This is a genomic window from Streptomyces sp. ITFR-21, from assembly GCF_031844685.1.
Taxonomy (GTDB): Bacteria; Actinomycetota; Actinomycetes; order Streptomycetales; family Streptomycetaceae; genus Actinacidiphila.
Map to the genome: position 1 here is coordinate 65940 of NZ_CP134608.1, position 15107 is coordinate 81046.

At 71.6% G+C, this 15107-nt stretch carries 19 protein-coding genes; all 19 read left to right on the forward strand.

Translation table 11 applies throughout. From position 1 onward, the window contains the following. Nucleotides 1-33: 33 nt before the first annotated feature. Nucleotides 34-1332: a hypothetical protein gene (locus tag RLT57_RS32960; protein ID WP_311301291.1), complete on the forward strand. Its 1299-nt coding sequence runs from the start codon at nucleotides 34-36 to the stop codon at nucleotides 1330-1332. A 10-nt stretch (nucleotides 1333-1342) separates the two neighbouring features. After that, nucleotides 1343-1570: a hypothetical protein gene (locus tag RLT57_RS32965; RefSeq protein ID WP_311301292.1), complete on the forward strand. Its 228-nt coding sequence runs from the start codon at nucleotides 1343-1345 to the stop codon at nucleotides 1568-1570. 93 nt (nucleotides 1571-1663) lie between these two features. Further along, on the forward strand, nucleotides 1664-2368 hold the full coding sequence (locus tag RLT57_RS32970; RefSeq protein ID WP_311301293.1) for a hypothetical protein: 705 nt from the start codon (nucleotides 1664-1666) through the stop codon (nucleotides 2366-2368). Between the two features lie 2 nt (nucleotides 2369-2370). Beyond that, complete coding sequence (locus RLT57_RS32975; RefSeq protein ID WP_311301294.1) at nucleotides 2371-3087, forward strand: hypothetical protein; 717 nt, start codon at nucleotides 2371-2373, stop codon at nucleotides 3085-3087. Further along, a complete protein-coding gene (locus RLT57_RS32980; protein WP_311301295.1) occupies nucleotides 3088-3924 on the forward strand; it encodes a hypothetical protein in 837 nt (278 codons plus the stop codon). Further along, nucleotides 3915-4502, forward strand: a complete 588-nt coding sequence (locus RLT57_RS32985) for a hypothetical protein (protein ID WP_311301296.1) — start codon at nucleotides 3915-3917, stop codon at nucleotides 4500-4502. The genes RLT57_RS32980 and RLT57_RS32985 overlap by 10 nt, the downstream gene beginning before the upstream one ends. Beyond that, nucleotides 4499-4876, forward strand: a complete 378-nt coding sequence (locus tag RLT57_RS32990) for a hypothetical protein (protein WP_311301297.1) — start codon at nucleotides 4499-4501, stop codon at nucleotides 4874-4876. The genes RLT57_RS32985 and RLT57_RS32990 overlap by 4 nt, the downstream gene beginning before the upstream one ends. Nucleotides 4877-4978: 102 nt before the next feature. Further along, complete coding sequence (locus RLT57_RS32995) at nucleotides 4979-5521, forward strand: hypothetical protein (RefSeq protein ID WP_311301298.1); 543 nt, start codon at nucleotides 4979-4981, stop codon at nucleotides 5519-5521. A 5-nt stretch (nucleotides 5522-5526) separates the two neighbouring features. Further along, nucleotides 5527-5751, forward strand: a complete 225-nt coding sequence (locus RLT57_RS33000) for a hypothetical protein (RefSeq protein WP_311301299.1) — start codon at nucleotides 5527-5529, stop codon at nucleotides 5749-5751. An 86-nt stretch (nucleotides 5752-5837) separates the two neighbouring features. Continuing rightward, a complete protein-coding gene (locus RLT57_RS33005; protein ID WP_311301300.1) occupies nucleotides 5838-9179 on the forward strand; it encodes a hypothetical protein in 3342 nt (1113 codons plus the stop codon). 4 nt (nucleotides 9180-9183) lie between these two features. After that, the gene (locus tag RLT57_RS33010) at nucleotides 9184-10425 is read left to right on the forward strand and encodes a hypothetical protein (RefSeq protein WP_311301302.1); all 1242 of its coding nucleotides are present in this window, start codon (nucleotides 9184-9186) and stop codon (nucleotides 10423-10425) included. Further along, nucleotides 10425-11579: a hypothetical protein gene (locus RLT57_RS33015; protein WP_311301303.1), complete on the forward strand. Its 1155-nt coding sequence runs from the start codon at nucleotides 10425-10427 to the stop codon at nucleotides 11577-11579. The genes RLT57_RS33010 and RLT57_RS33015 overlap by 1 nt, the downstream gene beginning before the upstream one ends. After that, a complete protein-coding gene (locus RLT57_RS33020; protein WP_311301304.1) occupies nucleotides 11576-11815 on the forward strand; it encodes a hypothetical protein in 240 nt (79 codons plus the stop codon). Before RLT57_RS33015 ends, RLT57_RS33020 begins: the two co-directional genes overlap by 4 nt. A 101-nt stretch (nucleotides 11816-11916) precedes the next feature. After that, complete coding sequence (locus RLT57_RS33025) at nucleotides 11917-12798, forward strand: hypothetical protein (RefSeq protein WP_311301305.1); 882 nt, start codon at nucleotides 11917-11919, stop codon at nucleotides 12796-12798. A gap of 173 nt (nucleotides 12799-12971) precedes the next feature. Then, on the forward strand, nucleotides 12972-13235 hold the full coding sequence (locus tag RLT57_RS33030) for a hypothetical protein (protein ID WP_311301306.1): 264 nt from the start codon (nucleotides 12972-12974) through the stop codon (nucleotides 13233-13235). Beyond that, nucleotides 13235-14155, forward strand: coding sequence for an N-acetylmuramoyl-L-alanine amidase (locus tag RLT57_RS33035; protein WP_311301307.1), 921 nt, complete (start codon nucleotides 13235-13237; stop codon nucleotides 14153-14155). Before RLT57_RS33030 ends, RLT57_RS33035 begins: the two co-directional genes overlap by 1 nt. A gap of 25 nt (nucleotides 14156-14180) precedes the next feature. Further along, complete coding sequence (locus tag RLT57_RS33040; RefSeq protein WP_311301308.1) at nucleotides 14181-14465, forward strand: hypothetical protein; 285 nt, start codon at nucleotides 14181-14183, stop codon at nucleotides 14463-14465. Then, nucleotides 14465-14845 (forward strand): hypothetical protein, encoded by a 381-nt coding sequence (locus RLT57_RS33045; RefSeq protein ID WP_311301309.1) that lies wholly within the window; start codon nucleotides 14465-14467, stop codon nucleotides 14843-14845. Before RLT57_RS33040 ends, RLT57_RS33045 begins: the two co-directional genes overlap by 1 nt. Then, a complete protein-coding gene (locus RLT57_RS33050; RefSeq protein ID WP_311301310.1) occupies nucleotides 14842-15021 on the forward strand; it encodes a hypothetical protein in 180 nt (59 codons plus the stop codon). Before RLT57_RS33045 ends, RLT57_RS33050 begins: the two co-directional genes overlap by 4 nt. Nucleotides 15022-15107 lie beyond the last annotated feature (86 nt).

Consider the following 15107-nt stretch of genomic DNA (forward strand, 5'->3'; position numbering starts at 1 on the left):
GCCCGGCGTCACCCATCTCCAGGAGGTAGCACCATGAGCTGCTGCGACGAGCGTCACTGCGAATGCGTCGTGCTCGCCGGGCCCGGCGCGACGGTCGACGGCGACGGATCCACCACCGCCCCGTACGTCATCGGTGCCACCGGCGGAGGCGGCGTCCCGACCGCGCTCGCCGTCACCGACTCCCCGACCATCGACCTCACACTCACCGGCACCGGTACCACGGCCGACCCGTACGACGTGACCGCCGAGGTGATCCTCGACCCGGCGCCGCCGGGCGGCGGTGACCAGCTCCTCCAGTCCGGCCCCGAGGGCCTGTCGCTGGAGTGCGCCGACGTCCGCGGCTGCATCAGCGCGGAGGGGCCGGCGACGTACGACCCGGTCACCGGCGAGATCGGCGTGACGCTGTCCGCGGACGCGGGCAACACCACGGTGCTCGGGACCGATGGTGGGATCTACACTCCGGCCGGGGTGGCCACCGTGCTCCAGGGCGGGGACACGAACACCGTGGACACCACCGCCACCGGCAGCGGTACGGCCGGCGACCCGTACGTGGTCGAGGCCGACGTCATCGTGGCGCCGGAGCCGAACGGCCTGGAGGCAGGGCCGGACGGTCTGCTCGTCGCACCGTCAGCGGATGCTGGCAACGAGCTGGTGATCGGCGCGGACGGGCGCCTGTTCGTGCCCGCGCCGCCGCCGTTGGAAATCGGGTGCGGTCTCCAGGGGGCCGGCACCGCGGCTTCGCCGCTCGCGGCACTGCCGATCGCCGGTGCCCGTCTGTGGGCGGACGACTGGGGCTGCGACGCGGCGGCCAACTCGACGCTGCACTGCGACCCGGACACCGGCGCGCTGTGGACGCCTCCGGACCACTACACGGCCGAGGATCACATCTACGTCGAGCACTTCAACGGAGGGTTCGCCACCCCCATCACGAACACGGGTGGCTGGGCCATCATCAACCCCGGGGCCAGCCAGTCCTTCGCGATCCCGGCCAACTTCCAGGGCAACCAGTGCCGGACCTGGGGTTTCGTCATCACCGCGTCCGGCACCTGGGACATCAACCACACGGCGGACGCGGCATTCCAGCTTGGCTACGTCGAGGTCTACGACGGCAACCCGGCGACGGTGCGCCCCCTGTGGGGTCCGATCACCGCCCTCGGCGCCGCACGCCGCACCCGGGACAACGGCACGGTCACCGACTCCGGATGGAACATCCCGGCGGCGTCGGGCCGCACGGTCACCCTGTATCCGGCGATCAACGTCACGGCCGGGTCCGTAACGATCAACTCGTGGGTCACGGACGCCACGATCATCACCACCACGAACACCCCGTAAGGAGCACGCAATGGCCACAGAGCCCGGACCCGAGTTCGGTGTCTTCTTCACCTCGCCGGACGGCACCTCCCTGATGCGGTCCCTCGGCGTGCTGCCCCCGCCGGAGGGGTGGATCCCCATCTCGGCCGAGGAGTTCAACGCGGCCATGGCCGAGCACCACCCCGAGCAGGGGCCGATCAACATGCTCGGGGTCAAGCCCGCTGGGGAGACACCGGCGAAGGCCGCGGCCAAGCAGTAGAGCCCGGCCCCGGGGGGAACGCCCCGGATACACTGCGATACGTAGCCGCTGGTTTTGGGCCGGGCCTCCAGGAGTCGTATGGAGGTTCCCGGCATGACCTGTCCCCTGATCGCCAACGCCGACGTCATGCGGCTCACCCGGGTTGACGGCTGCGGCCGGCCAATCTGCGGCGACGACAACGCCTTCGTCTTCGACTGCTTCGCCTCATTGCAGATGAACGCCAACACCGACGACGGCACAGACGTCAAGTACACGGCCGCCAACGGCAAGGTGTGCGGGTTCAAAAAGGGCTGCCCCTCGTTCAACGGATACGACGCTGAGCTGGACTTTTACAGCGTCAGCCCCGAGCTGATCGAGATCGCCACCGGCAACCCGGTCGTGTACGGGTTCGACGGCAGGCCCATCGGCTACGACGACTGCTCGATCCAGTGCAACAGCGGCTTCGCCATCGAACTGTGGGCCGAGGTCCTGAACTCGGACGCCTGCTCCGCGACCGGCACGGGTGACGGGGCGTGGATCTACTTCCTGCTGCCGTGGGTCACAAATGGCCTGCTCGGAGACCTGGAGGTCGGCAGTGAGGCCGTGACGCTGACCCTCACCGGGGCAACACGGGCTGGCGGCGGCTGGGGCGTCGGTCCGTACGACGTCCTCGCCAAGGACGCCACCGGGGCGGCCGGCCCGCTCCTCACCCCGCTCGGTTCCACCTGCCACCGCCGCACCATGGTGACGACCATCGCCCCGCCTGAGCCGACGTGCGAGTACGTGCCGGTCACGGGCGGCCTCTGCCTGGCGTCGTGACCGTGGCCGCGCCGGACCTCGTGATCCCGGTGCGGGAAGGGGCCGCCTCCGAGGAACTGCGCTACGCGCTGCGCTCGGTGGCGGCCCACCTTCCGCACGGCCGGGTGTGGCTCGTCGGCCACCGCCCCCCGTGGGCGGTCAACGTCGAGCACCTGCCGACCCGGCAGACGGGCACCAAGTACCAGAACACCACCGCGGCGGTGCGCGCCGCGTGCGAGCACCCGGGGGTCTCGGAGCAGTTCGTCCTCAGCAATGACGACTTCTTCCTGATGCACCCTCAGCCGGACGGCATGCCGGTCCTCCACCGCGGCCCCGTCCGGAACGTGGAGGCCTACTACGCCGCGCGGGCCTCGGGCCTTTATCTGCGCGGGATGCGGGACACCGCCCGTCTCCTGGTGAGCCTCGGCCACCCTGACCCGATGTCGTACGAGCTGCACGTGCCGATGACCGTCGACAAGGCCGGGATGCTCGCGGCCCTGGACACCGGCCGGCACCTGGCCGTCGTCCATAAGCGCACGCTCTACGGCAACCTTGCCGGACTCGGCGGCACGCAGATCCGTGACGTGAAAGTCCTCCACCGGGCACCCCACGGGTACGGGCCGAACAGCCGATTCCTGTCAACGATGCCGGACTCCTTCGCCAACGGGCACGTCGGCCAGTTCATCCGCGACGCGTTCCGGCGACCGTCGCCCTACGAGAAGCCCGCCGGGAGGCGCTGAATGCCGATCCAGATCGGCCCGTGCGAGGCCTGGCCGGTGGAGCTGTGCTGCGACCTGCCCGAGGATCTGGACCCGGCCGTCATCACCCGGTGGCAGCTCATCGCCTCGCAAACGCTGTGGGCCATGTCCGGGCGACGGTGGGGGCCGTGCCCGGTGACGGTGCGCCCCTGCCGGCGCAGCTGCCTGGACTCCGGTCCGATCAGTTGGCAGGCCGGTATCGGCAACGGCGGGTGGGTGCCGTACATCGGCACTGACGGGGCCTGGCGCAACGCCTCGGTGGCGTGCGGGTGCGGCTCCTCGTGCTCGTGCGGGGAGCTGTGCGAGGTGAAGCTCCCCGGCCCGGTGTACGACGTGGTGTCGGTCAACGTGGACGGCGTGGACCTGGTGCCGGAGGCATACCGGGTGGACGCCCCCGGGATGCTCGTGCGCACCGACGGGGAATGCTGGCCCACCTGCCAGGACATGGCGCTGCCTGCGGGCGAGGACGGCACCTTCACCGTGACGTACCGGTGGGGCCTGCCCCTGGACGAGGCCGCCATCGCCGCCGTCAGCGACTTGACGTGTGAGCTGGTGAAGTCCTGCCTGCCCGCCGGTACGTGCGGGCCGTGCCGCCTGCCGGGCAACGTGACCAAGCTGGCCCGCCAGGGCTCCACCATGTCCACCCGTCAGGGTGTGACGGTCACGGACTACGACCCGTCGCTGCTGTTCACCGAGGGGCGTACCGGCCTGCTGCTCGTCGACCTGTGGCTCACGGCGGTCAACCCCTACCGGCTCACCTCCCCGTCCCGGGTCTACAGCCCGGACTACAAGCCCCCGAGGGTGACGACATGGCCGTGAGCCCCCTGGCCGTGCACACGATGGCCGAGACCGTGCTGGGGTGCGTGTGCGCCATGCTGGACCAGACGGCCGCGGAGGTGGAGGGCCAGCCCGGTTGTCCGTGCCGGGCCTGCGTCGTCCCCGGCCCTCCGGCATGGGACGGATGCGCTGACCCGTGCGGCCCCGCGGAGAGCGTCGGCGGGCAACTCACCGTCCACGTCGCCCGCATCTACCCGTCCTCCTCCTTCCCGGCCGAGGACCGCACGGTCCTGGGCACGCGCGGTTGCCTCGTGCCGGCGACGGCGGTCGAACTCGTCATCACCCTGTTGCGGTGTGTCCCGACCATCGACGAGCACGGGTGCCCGCCCACCTGCGAGGAGCTGGCAGCCGCGGCCCAGATCGTCCACGTGGATACCGCCAGCGTCTACAACGCGCTGCTGTGCTGCCTGCCGTCGACGGGCACCAGGCGCCGCGGCCCGCAGTTCCTGATGGGCGCGCACCGCGTCCTGGAGTCCCAAGGCGGTTGCGGGGGCATTGAGCAGCGCGTCACTGTGGCGCTGCCCGGCTGCGGCTGCCCGGCCGAGGAGGAGAGCCCGTGAGCGTAGAGGTCACCATCGACCCAGGCCGGATCGCGCGCCTCCTGCGGCTGCGCAACGGCCCCGTGGAACGCAAGCTCCGGGAGCGCACGGAGCGGGTGGAGGCCATCGCCAAGCGCGAGGCCCCCGGCCACATGGGGGACTTCATCAGCTCCGACGTGGTGGAGAGCCCGCGCGGGCTGCAAGGGGTCATCACCTGCAACCACCCGGCCGTGCAGTACGTCCTGCGCGGCACCCGCCCGCACATCATCCGCCCCCGCCGCGCTCGCGCCCTGCGCTTCGAGGTCGGCGGGCGGGTGGTGTTCTCCAAGCTGGTCCACCACCCGGGCACGGACGCCAACGACTTCCTCGGCCGGGCGCTCCGCGAAGGCCGCTGACCGGCCGTCCCGGCCCCGCGGTGCCCTGTCCGGGCACGGTTACCCTTCCCCGTACGCCGCTGGTTTTGGGCCGGGCGACCGCACCGGAGACAGGGCACCGCCGTGCAGAAGACTTTCGCGCTCCACACCGAACCCCACGTCGCCGACATCGGCGACACGCAACTGCTGTTCCAGCCCGAGGTCATGGGCGATGACTTCATGGAGGCATACACCGCGCTCCGCGAGACTCAGCAGGCCAGCGGCGTCAACCCCGATGAGCTGGACGGCCTGGACCCGGAGCAGCTCCGCAGGGTCTCGCGCGGGATGCGCGGCTTCCTCGCGTACCTGATGCTCCCGGAGTCCGCGGAGCTGTTCACCCGCCTGGACGTGATCAAGGGCGGCAAGGTCCTCAAGTCCTTCACGGACCCGGAGGAGGCCGACGCCTACGCCGCGGCGGTCAAGGGCGGCGGCGCCAAGGTGACGTATCACCTCCGGCTGCCGGACCGCGTCTTGGTGGAGCTGCTGGAGTGGACGGTCTCCCTGTTCAGCGGAGGCCAGCGCCCTCCTACGTCGTCTGGAGGCTCTGCGAAAGCATCGCCGCCTCCTGGGATTCGTGGGACGGCAGTCTCGCCCTCCAAGGCATCGACCCGCGCTCGTGGCCGCTGAGGCGGATGCTCAACGCGGCTGAGGCGGCCATGGAGTCCGCGGCCGACGACGACGCCGAGCGTGCCCGCAACCGGGCCAAGCTGTACGCCCCGCCGCGCGGCACGCGCCGTGGTGGGGGCGGCCGGCGAGTACGCCCGCCGGGGGCCGGGCTGGACATGGCGTCCGCGCAGGCCCTCGCCGCGCAGCTCGCGGCCGAGGACGCCAGACTCACCGGAGGCGCCACCAGCTAGTCTGTGCTGTACGGCAGGGCTACGCCCTCGCCGTACGCCGCTGGTTTTGGGCCGGGCAACCATCCACGCACTCGTGGGGTTGCCCGGTGGCCGGCGAAGACGACTACGGCTCAGCCCGCATCACGATCACCCTGGACGAAACCGGGGTCGTCACGGATGCGCGTGACCTGGCCATCCAGATTTCGCGGACGCTGGACCGCGGCACCCGCACCATCGGCACGACGATCCGCCGCAACATTCAGCGGGGGCTCGATGCCGCTGCCGTAAGCGTCCAGGTCGACCCGGACCTGAGCCGGTTCGACCGGCAGCTCGTCCGGGGGCTGCGGGACCTCAACGGGATCAACATCCCGGTCCTCCCGGACCTGAGCCGGTTCGAGGCCGAGCTCCTTGCCGGGCTGCGGGGGCTGGAGATCCGCGTCCCGGTCGTCCCGGACTTCACCGGGTTCGATGTCCGAATCCGGGCGCACCGCCCGCCGTCGATCGGCGTCCCGGTCACGGCCGACGTCAGTGGCTTCTCCCGGTCACTGCGCCTGCTCACCGGCACCGCGAGCACGGTCGGGAAGCTCCTGCTCAAGGGGCTCAAGTTCGCCGCGATCGGCGCGAGCGCGCTGTCCGCGGCCAGCAACCTGGCGTCCTTCGGAGCGTCGCTGGCCCCGGCGATCGGGATCGTCGCTGCGCTGCCCGCTGCGGTGCTGGGCGGGGTCGCCGCCATGGGCGCGCTCAAGCTCGCCTTGTCCGGCGTCTCCGACGCCTTCGGCGCGGCCCTCGGGGACGACGAGAAGAAGTTCGAGGAGGCCCTTAAGGGGCTGTCCCCCGCTGCCCAGTCCGTCGCTAAGGAGCTGCGGGCGGTAAAGCCGCAGCTCGACGCCCTCAAGTCCACCGTCCAGGACGCTTTTTTCAAGCCCCTGGCCGGACAGATCACGGCCGTTGCCAAGGCCCTTGCGGGGCCGCTGAAGACCGGCCTGTCCACGATCAGCGGGCAGTTCGGCCTTGCCGGGGAACGGGTGGCGAATTTCGTCACCTCGGCGACCGGGGTCCGCTCGATCAGCCAGGTCCTCACGGCGGCCGGCGCCGCCACCAAGGGCCTCGCGGTCGCTATTGGCCTCGTCGTTTCCGGGTTCGTCCAGGTCGGCGGGGCCGTCGCGGCGGCCTTCGGTACGCAGGTCGGCACCGCGATCGGCAACGCCGGGGCCAAGCTCGGGGCCTTCCTCCAGCAGGCCGCCGCCGGGGGCCAGGCCGTCGCATGGGTCAAGGGCGCGCTGACGGTCTTCGACCAGCTCGGCGACGTCCTGGGCCAGGTCGGCGGCCTGGCCGCGGACCTGTTCAAGGCGCTCAACGCCGGGGGCGGCGGCCAACTGGCCGGGCTGGCAACGATCTTCGGGGCCGTCCGTACGGCCGTCCAGCCGCTGCTGCCGCTGATCACCGAGCTGTCGCGGCTCGCGAACGCCGTTCTGGCCGGGGCCATCAAGGTCCTGTCCGCGGCCTTGACGCCGGTCATCGCGGCGTTGTCGAGCAGCCTGCTGCCGCTGCTCCCGCAGATCACCAAGGGCTTCACCGCCTTCGCCGCCGGCATCGCCCCCCTGGCGGCGCAGCTCGGCTCCGGGCTCGGGGGGGCGCTGTCCTCGCTGCTGCCGCCCCTGGTCCAGCTCGGGGCCGCGCTGCTGAACGGCGGGCTGCTGCCGCTTTTCGGCGCCCTGGTCGGCGCGGTCAATGCGCTCTTGCCGGCCGTGGCCGGCCTGGTGCCGATCCTGACCGGCGCGCTTTTGCCGGCCTTCTCGCAGCTGATCGGGATCGTCGCCCCGCTGGTCCAGACCCTGGGGGTGACCCTGGCGCCGGTCATCACCCAGGTGGGCCAGTTGCTGGCCGGGGTCTTGGTCGCCGGGCTCAAGATCGTTCTGCCGCTGATCAAGCCCTTGATCGACTTCGCGTTTGGGCTGGTCAACGCGCTGCTGCCGCTGGTGCCGGTGCTCACCCTGGTGGCCGATGCCCTGGGGGACGCGCTAGGTCAGGCCGCAAAGGATCTTGTTCCGCTGCTCGGGTCAGTCGGCGACTCGATCAACCGGACCGTGGTCGCGCTGGCGCCGCTGATCGACCTGGCGGTGAAGGCGCTGCTGCCGGTCCTGCCGCAGCTCGTCGGGGCCTTCAATGACCTGGTCCTGGCGCTGGTGCCGCTCTTGCCGGCCGTCGCTGACCTGGTGGTGGCCCTGGCCCCTTTCGAGGCCGTTGCGTTGACGCTGGACCGCTACGTCATCGCCATCGCCGCGGCCCTGGCCCGGTGGCTGATCATCGAGCCGCTGATCGGGATCGTCATCGGCCTGGTCGACGCCGTCGTCGGCCTGGCGGACGGGCTGGCCTTCCTCGTCAACGGCGTGGCCGCCCTGCCTGGCCTGATCGTCGCCGCGCTGTCGCTGCTGGGCTCGGCCATCTCCACCGCCTTCACCGCGGCGCTGTCGGCAGCGCAGACGGCGGTGAGCGTGAGCGTTCAGGCGATCATCGGTTTTTTCGTCGCGCTCCCCGGCCGGATCGTCGCGGGGCTGGTGGCGCTGCCCGGCCTGCTGCTGAGCGCCTTCACGTCCGCCATCGCCTTCGCCGTGATCGGCATCCTCACCGCGCTGGCCGCTCTGGTGTTCCTCTTCACCCGGCTGCCAACGGACATCGCCAACGGGCTGGTGTCGCTGGGCGCGATCATCGCCTCCGCCTTCGCCCGCGGCTTCTCGGCGGCGCTCTCGGCCACGCTCACCTTCATCGGTCAGGCGGCCTCGTTTTTCTCCACCCTGCCCGGCCGGATCGGCACGGCTCTGGCGGCCCTGCCTGGCCGGATCGCCACGGTGTTCCGCACGGCCACCTCCTCGGCGCTCAGCGGCGCGTCCTCGCTGTCCTCACAGGTCGTCTCGTACCTGGGGGGCCTGCCCAGCAGGATCGGGTCGGCCCTGTCCGGGATCGGGTCGAGAATCGGCAGCGCGATCAGCTCGGCCACCGGGTCCGCGACCCGGGCGGCCTCCGGCCTGATCTCGGCCGTGGTCAAGCTGTTCGCTGGCCTGCCCAGCAAGATCCTCGGCGTCATCGGCAACATCGGCAGCCAGATCGCAGCCAAGGTCCGGTCCGGCTTGCCCAGCGCCGTCCGTGGGCTCCTGCCCGGGTTCGCCAACGGCGGGATCATCACCTCCCCGATCGTGGCCGCCCTCGGCGAGGGCGGGAAGCCCGAGGTCGTGATCCCGCTGACGAAGCCTCGGCGCGCTGCGGAGTTGGCCGAGAAGTCCGGGCTGCTGGACCTCCTGGCCAGCCGTGGCGTTGGCACCAGCCCGGCCCTGGCCCCGGCAGCGAGCACGCAGACCTCCCACACCTGGAACATCACCAGCCACGCTCAGGACCCGCGGGTCTTGGCCGACCACCTGTACGGCCTGATGGCACGAGCGGCGGGGGTATGACGACGTGATCCCGGAGTATGCCGACCTCGCTTGCGGCGAGATCATCAACAGCGCCAGGGCCGCGGCCTACGCGGAGGGCCGGTGTCTGCTGTCCGCGTGTGACCCGTGCCCGGACCTGGCCACAGCGCTCAACGACATGCCGTACGTCGACCCGGTGACGGACCCGGCGCCCTGGTATGACCCGAACCTTCCGGAGAGCGGGAACTTCCTCGGCGTCATGGGGATGAGCGCCGCCGGGTTCTCCGCGTCCACCATCAGCCGCACCCCCGTGCAGTTGGTGGGCGACGGGGCCGCGCTCGGCGTCGCCCGGCGGGCGCACCGGGAGATCCTCTACACGGTGCTGCTGCTCGCGCTCGACGACTGCGCGCTGTCCTACGCGCTGGAGTGGCTGTCTGCCGCGCTGCAAGGCGGCCCGTGCAGCGGGGCGTGTGGCGGCTCCGAGCTGGGGGTGTACGCCTGCTGTCCGACCGGTGACGGCACGGGCGAGCTCCGGCACCTGTACGCGGTCGGCCTGCTCGACGGCCCGCAGATCACGACCGCCACGTACTTCCCGGACGGCATCATCGCGGAGGTCACGTTCACGTTGGCGGCCGCGGTGCCGTGGATCTACCGGGAGCCGCTGGACACCGGTTCCGATTGGGTGCAGCTATCCGCCGGCACGCCGCTGACGTTCGACCCGGATGAGGTGTACGGGGAATGCCTGGAGGCAACGCCGTGCCTGGATGACCCGACGTGTCCGCCTCCACCGCTGCCCGTGCGCGCCCCGGTGCCGGTGGATGCCTGCTACCCGACCGGGTCGGCCGCCTTCTACCGGTCCGTCGTGGCGCTGTCGCCGGTGGACCAGCCGGAGTGGCTGGAGGCCGTTCCGGTGCTGGAGCTGGAGACCGGGGCCAGTGCCCTGCGACGGGTGATCGTGAGGTTCTGGGCGAACCCCTTGGGCGGCGACTGCATGGACGTGGCGGACCCGTGCGCGGCGTGCACGGACATTCAGATCCCGTACCTGCCCGCCGGGTCGACGCTGACCGTGGACGGGCGTACGCAGACCGCGGAGGTGGATTGCCCGCAGGGGGCGCTCGGGACGGGGACGAGCACGCCGACGCTGTACGGGCCGCTCGGTGGGTCCTTCGAGTGGCCGGTGTTCAGCTGCCCGACAGGGCTGTGCATCGAGATTCTGTCCACGCAGGCGAGCACCGCGGCGGACGCGCGCGCCCGGGTACTGCTCGTGCCCCGTTCGGATGTGGGCTGATGGCCGAGTTGCTGGGGTGCCCGCAGCAGTACCGGGCGATCATCCATTGGCGGGGCGGCGCCCGGCCGTTCACCTCGCCGGACGTGTCCGCGCTTACGGCGGTGAAGTGGAACCGCACGCTGAACGACACCGCCGAGGGCACCATCACGATTGCCAAGGGCACGGCCGGGGCGGATTGCTGCGGGCTGCTCGGACAGATCGAGCCGTACGCGCACGAGCTGACGCTGTACCGGGATACCGAGCTGGTGTGGCAAGGGCCGGTCATCCGTACGCGGGAGACGCGGGCCACCTTCGTGGTCGAGGCCCACGACGTCACGGAGTGGCTGGCCAGGACGGTCAACACCACGGTGCTGCGCTACCTGAGCACCAACACGGCCGACCCGATGCACATGGGTCCGGTGCAGGAGATCGCCCACACGATCATCCGCCTCAACCTCCAGGCCGGCCTGTTCGCCTCCCAACCGGACTGGCCGGAGATGTTGCCGTACATCGTCCGCCTGGACGACCCGGTCAAAGCCTCCTTCGAGAAGGACGGCAGCGACAACGCGAGCGTGTGGATCGTGCCCATCCTCCAGATCATCAACGACGAGCTCGTGCCCCGCGGCCTCGAATACACCACCGTCGGGCGCTCCCTGCTCCTCAGCCGGCCCATGACCACCGCCGACCCGGCACAGGCCCGCCTCACGCTCAACGACATCGCCGGTGACGTGCAGATCGTCCGCGACGGCCCCACGGGCGCCAGCATCGTGTGGGTCACCAACCAGGTGGGCGATGAGATCTCGGGCACGGAGTTCGGTGTCTCCGGTGTCATCTCGCCGGAATACGGGCGGCTGGACACGCTGATTAAGACGTCGGCGGAGGGGCTGACGGCCTACGACCTGTGGCAGATCGCGCGGGCCTCGTACAACGGGCGATACCCCGTGCCCACCAGCTTGACGATCCCCGAGGGGTCCACCCTCGCGCCGACCGCGCCGGTCAGCATGCGCCAACTCGTGCCCGGCCAGCGGATCGACGTCGCGGCCACCGGCATGTGCAACGACCTGAACCAGCCCTACCGCCTCGCCGACGTCGAGGTCGAGTGGGGGGCCAGCGGCGAGCAGGTCGGCGTCGGCCTTGTCCCCATCGGCGAACCGTACACAGGAGATCCCCCATGACCGTTCCCGGACAGCGCGCGGCGCAACGCCCGCTCCGTGCCATGACCGCCGTTCAGCGCGTGCTCGGCCGCGCCGCGAGGGCTGGCGACGGCGGCCTCGTCGGTCCTATCGGCGTCGCCTTCATCGGCGGCAAGCAGTACCAGGTCGACCTCAGCGCGCCGCCCGGCGCACAGCTGTCGCCGCTCGGCCCGGACGTCCAGGGCGACAGCACGACCACCACGGAAGGGCAGGGGTAGGCGTGGCAAGGTGCGGATGCCAGGGAGGGTGCTCTTGCGCCCTGGAGGGGTCCGGGGCTGTTGTGGTCTCGGGCAACGGGTCGTCGAGCTCCCCGTTCGTCGTGAGCGTCGATCTGGCGGCGCTGCTGCAGGCCGGGCCGGGGATCACGTACGACGCGTCCAGCGGCACGATCAGCGCGAACCTGTCGCTGGACCCGGGCAACGCGACGACGTACGGGTCCGACGACGGGCTGTTCACCTTCAGCGGCGGCAGCGGCGGCCCCCTCGCGTTGTGTGACGAGTACTTCCAGACCGACGTCGACGGGAAGATCTGCCTCAAGCCCGGGTCGATGGGGCTGCGGGAGGTCGTCCGGTTCGTCACCCCGGGGACATTCCAGTTCGACCCGTCGGCGTATCCGTGGCTGGCCCGGGTGCTGGTGAAGGTCCAGGCCGGTGGTGGGGGCTCGGCGGGCGCCCGCGCGGCTGCCAACCAGTCAATCTGGCGGGCTGGCGGCGCGGGTGGCGGCTACGGCGAGGGACTTTTCCCCGTCGCGGCGCTCGGCGGCGCGGTGACCGTGACGGTGGGGGCAGGTGGCGCGGCAGGAGCCTCCGCGAACGGCGCCGGGGGCGCGGGTGGCAACAGCAGCTTCGGGACCCTTATCGCCGCCATCGGCGGCCCGGGGGGATCGGCGCCGATGGCGTCCGGCACCTCCATGACGAGTAACTCCGCAACTGATGGGCCTGCCGCAGGTACGGGCGGCTACCTCAATCTGGGCGGAGGCAGCTCCGAGGGCGCGATTCGGCTGAACGGCAGCGTCGGTCTCAGCGGTGGGGGCGGCGACTCCCATCTCGGCCACGGCGGCGGATCGCGGGCCGCCGCGGGGGTGGGCAACATCCCGCGCGGCTACGGCGGAGGTGCTGGCGGGTCGGTGTCCGTGAACGCTACGGCCCAGGCCGGCCGCGCGGGGGGCGGCGGAGCCGTGATCGTGGAGCTGTACGGATGACCGCGCTCCAAGGCCGCCGTGCCTCGCCCCCGACGTGTCCGGACACGCCTGCGGAGATGCTCCGGACCGTGTCCGCCCAGCTCACAGGCCCCGTGCCGCAGTGTCCGGACACCCCCTTGACCTGTGTCCGGACGGTGTCCGGACACGTTGACCCCGACCCGTTGGAGGCCCTAGTGACCCATCCCACGCCCGCCATCACCCGCAGCGTTCTCTACGTCAGCCAGGGCAGCCCGGTCCGCGAGGACGGCACTCAGCAATACCCCTCCGTGGACCGCGCGGCCACCATCACCGAGCTAGACCCGGACGACCAGTACCGGGTCGGCCTGGCAGTGACCAACCCCACCGGGCTGAACTTCCGGCCGCTGTCCGAGGGCGGCAGCCTGTACGACGCCAGCGGCACGACCCCGGGGTCCTGGCACTGGCCGGAGCGTGTGTGATGGCCGTACCGCTGACTGCCGATCAACTCCTGGCCGCGCTGCGGGCAGAGGGCGCCACCGTCGTGGAGGGCGCTGGCTGGCGCACCTGGAACCGCAACACGAAAGGCCCGTGGGGGCCGGCGCACGGCGTGCTGCTCCACCACAGCGTGACGCGGGGCACGGCCCGGACGATCGAGATGTGCCACGACGGGTACGAGGGGCTGCCCGGCCCGCTATGCCACGCGGTCATCGCGAAGGACGGCGTGGTCCACACCATCGGGTACGGCCGCACCAACCATGCCGGCCTAGGTGACCCGGACGTGCTGAACGCGGTGATCGCCGAGCGGCCCGCGCCCGTCGATGACCAGGCCACGGTCGATGGGAACCGGCAGCTCTACGGGTTCGAGTGCGAGAACCTGGGCGACGGTGCGGACCCGTGGCCGGACGCCCAGCTCCTGGCTGTCGAGCGCGTGTCGGCCGGGATCTGCCGGGCGCACGGCTGGGGTGCCCTGTCGGTGATCGGGCACCTGGAGTGGCAGCCGGGCAAGGTCGATCCCCGCGGCTTCTCTATGGCATGGATGCGCGACCGGGTCGCGGCCCGCCTCGGTCACAGCGCGCCCGCCCAGGTCCGCCCGCCGGCCCGACCGAAGGTGTCGCTGCGGCTGCTCGTCGCCGCCGCCCGGTCGGATCCGTCCCGCAAGGGCACCGCGGTCACGTACCCCGGTGTCATCACCGTGGAGGCCGCTCTCGTGGACGAGGGGCTGCTTTCCAAGGTGTACCAGGACGGCCACTACGGCACCACGACCGTCACGGCGATGAGCGAGTGGCAGGAGCGGTGCGGGTTCCACGGCCGGGCGCCCGGCCAGCCCGCAGACGGCATCCCTGGCCTGACCACGCTGACCCGCCTCGGTATCAAGCACGGCTTCGACGTCACCGCCTGATCGCCCCGATCCCCTGGAGGGGACCATGTCGCCATACGAATTCCTCGCCAGCCTCTGGCGCACCGTCGTGCCGATCATCGTGACCGTCCTGGCCGCGTGGCTCGCGCACGCCGGGATCCACATCAACAGCGTCGCGGTGTCGATGTGGCTCGGCAGCGCCTTCGGCTCGGTCTACTACGCCGCCCTGCGGTGGGCTGAGACCCGCCTCAGCGCGCGCTGGGGCTGGCTGCTCGGGCTCGCTTCCCCTCCCCGGTACGTACGGGCGGAAGTGACCTCCGTGACGCCGGCCGCCGTCGAGGACGGCTCGTAGTGGACGGCACCACCGGCGTGTCCTTCGTGGACCACGCGGCGATCTGGGCGACCGCGATTGCTGCGGTCCTCGCCCTGGGCGGGCTGCTGTGGCGGCTGGCGCGACCGCTACGCCGGGTGGTGCGGCGGATCGAAGAACTCGCGGACGACTGGCACGGGGTACCCGCGCGGCCGGGGGTGGAGGGGCGGCCCGGGGTGATGGAGCGGCTGAGCCGGATCGAGCACGCGATGGGGGCCGTCGTGCACGAGGTGCGGCCCAACGCGGGCGGGAGCATGAGGGACGCGATGGACCGGGTGGACCGGCGCACCGCCTCGATCCTCGGCGAGCCCCCGCCGTCCCCGCGGCTGCACGACGATGCTGCCGAGGAGGAGGGGCCGTGACCCTGCGGTGGAGGCTCAAGTACCTCGCCCACCGGACCGGCCTGGTGGCCTCCCCGACCCTGGCGTTCCGCGACGTGCCGTTCGGGTGGAGGCGCCGCTACCTGGCCGCAGAGGTCTTCGCGGCGCTCGCCGAGAACCGGGCGCCGTGCGACTGCTGCCCACCACCGGGGGGTTGAGACCGGGCGTCCCGCTCCACGTCTCCGGGAGCGGGGCGCCCGCCGCCGACCGAGCGCCTACGGCGGCCGGCACGCACGCGGAGATG

Bases quoted from the DNA above. Each gene is read 5' to 3' on its own strand.
- RLT57_RS32980 (WP_311301295.1), top strand. From the start codon at position 3,088: ATGCCGATCCAGATCGGCCCGTGCGAGGCCTGGCCGGTGGAGCTGTGC.
- RLT57_RS33035 (WP_311301307.1), top strand. From the start codon at position 13,235: ATGGCCGTACCGCTGACTGCCGATCAACTCCTGGCCGCGCTGCGGGCA.
- RLT57_RS33040 (WP_311301308.1), top strand. From the start codon at position 14,181: ATGTCGCCATACGAATTCCTCGCCAGCCTCTGGCGCACCGTCGTGCCG.
- RLT57_RS32985 (WP_311301296.1), top strand. From the start codon at position 3,915: ATGGCCGTGAGCCCCCTGGCCGTGCACACGATGGCCGAGACCGTGCTG.
- RLT57_RS32960 (WP_311301291.1), top strand. From the start codon at position 34: ATGAGCTGCTGCGACGAGCGTCACTGCGAATGCGTCGTGCTCGCCGGG.
- RLT57_RS32965 (WP_311301292.1), top strand. From the start codon at position 1,343: ATGGCCACAGAGCCCGGACCCGAGTTCGGTGTCTTCTTCACCTCGCCG.
- RLT57_RS33020 (WP_311301304.1), top strand. From the start codon at position 11,576: ATGACCGTTCCCGGACAGCGCGCGGCGCAACGCCCGCTCCGTGCCATG.
- RLT57_RS32970 (WP_311301293.1), top strand. From the start codon at position 1,664: ATGACCTGTCCCCTGATCGCCAACGCCGACGTCATGCGGCTCACCCGG.
- RLT57_RS33015 (WP_311301303.1), top strand. From the start codon at position 10,425: ATGGCCGAGTTGCTGGGGTGCCCGCAGCAGTACCGGGCGATCATCCAT.
- RLT57_RS33000 (WP_311301299.1), top strand. From the start codon at position 5,527: ATGCTCAACGCGGCTGAGGCGGCCATGGAGTCCGCGGCCGACGACGAC.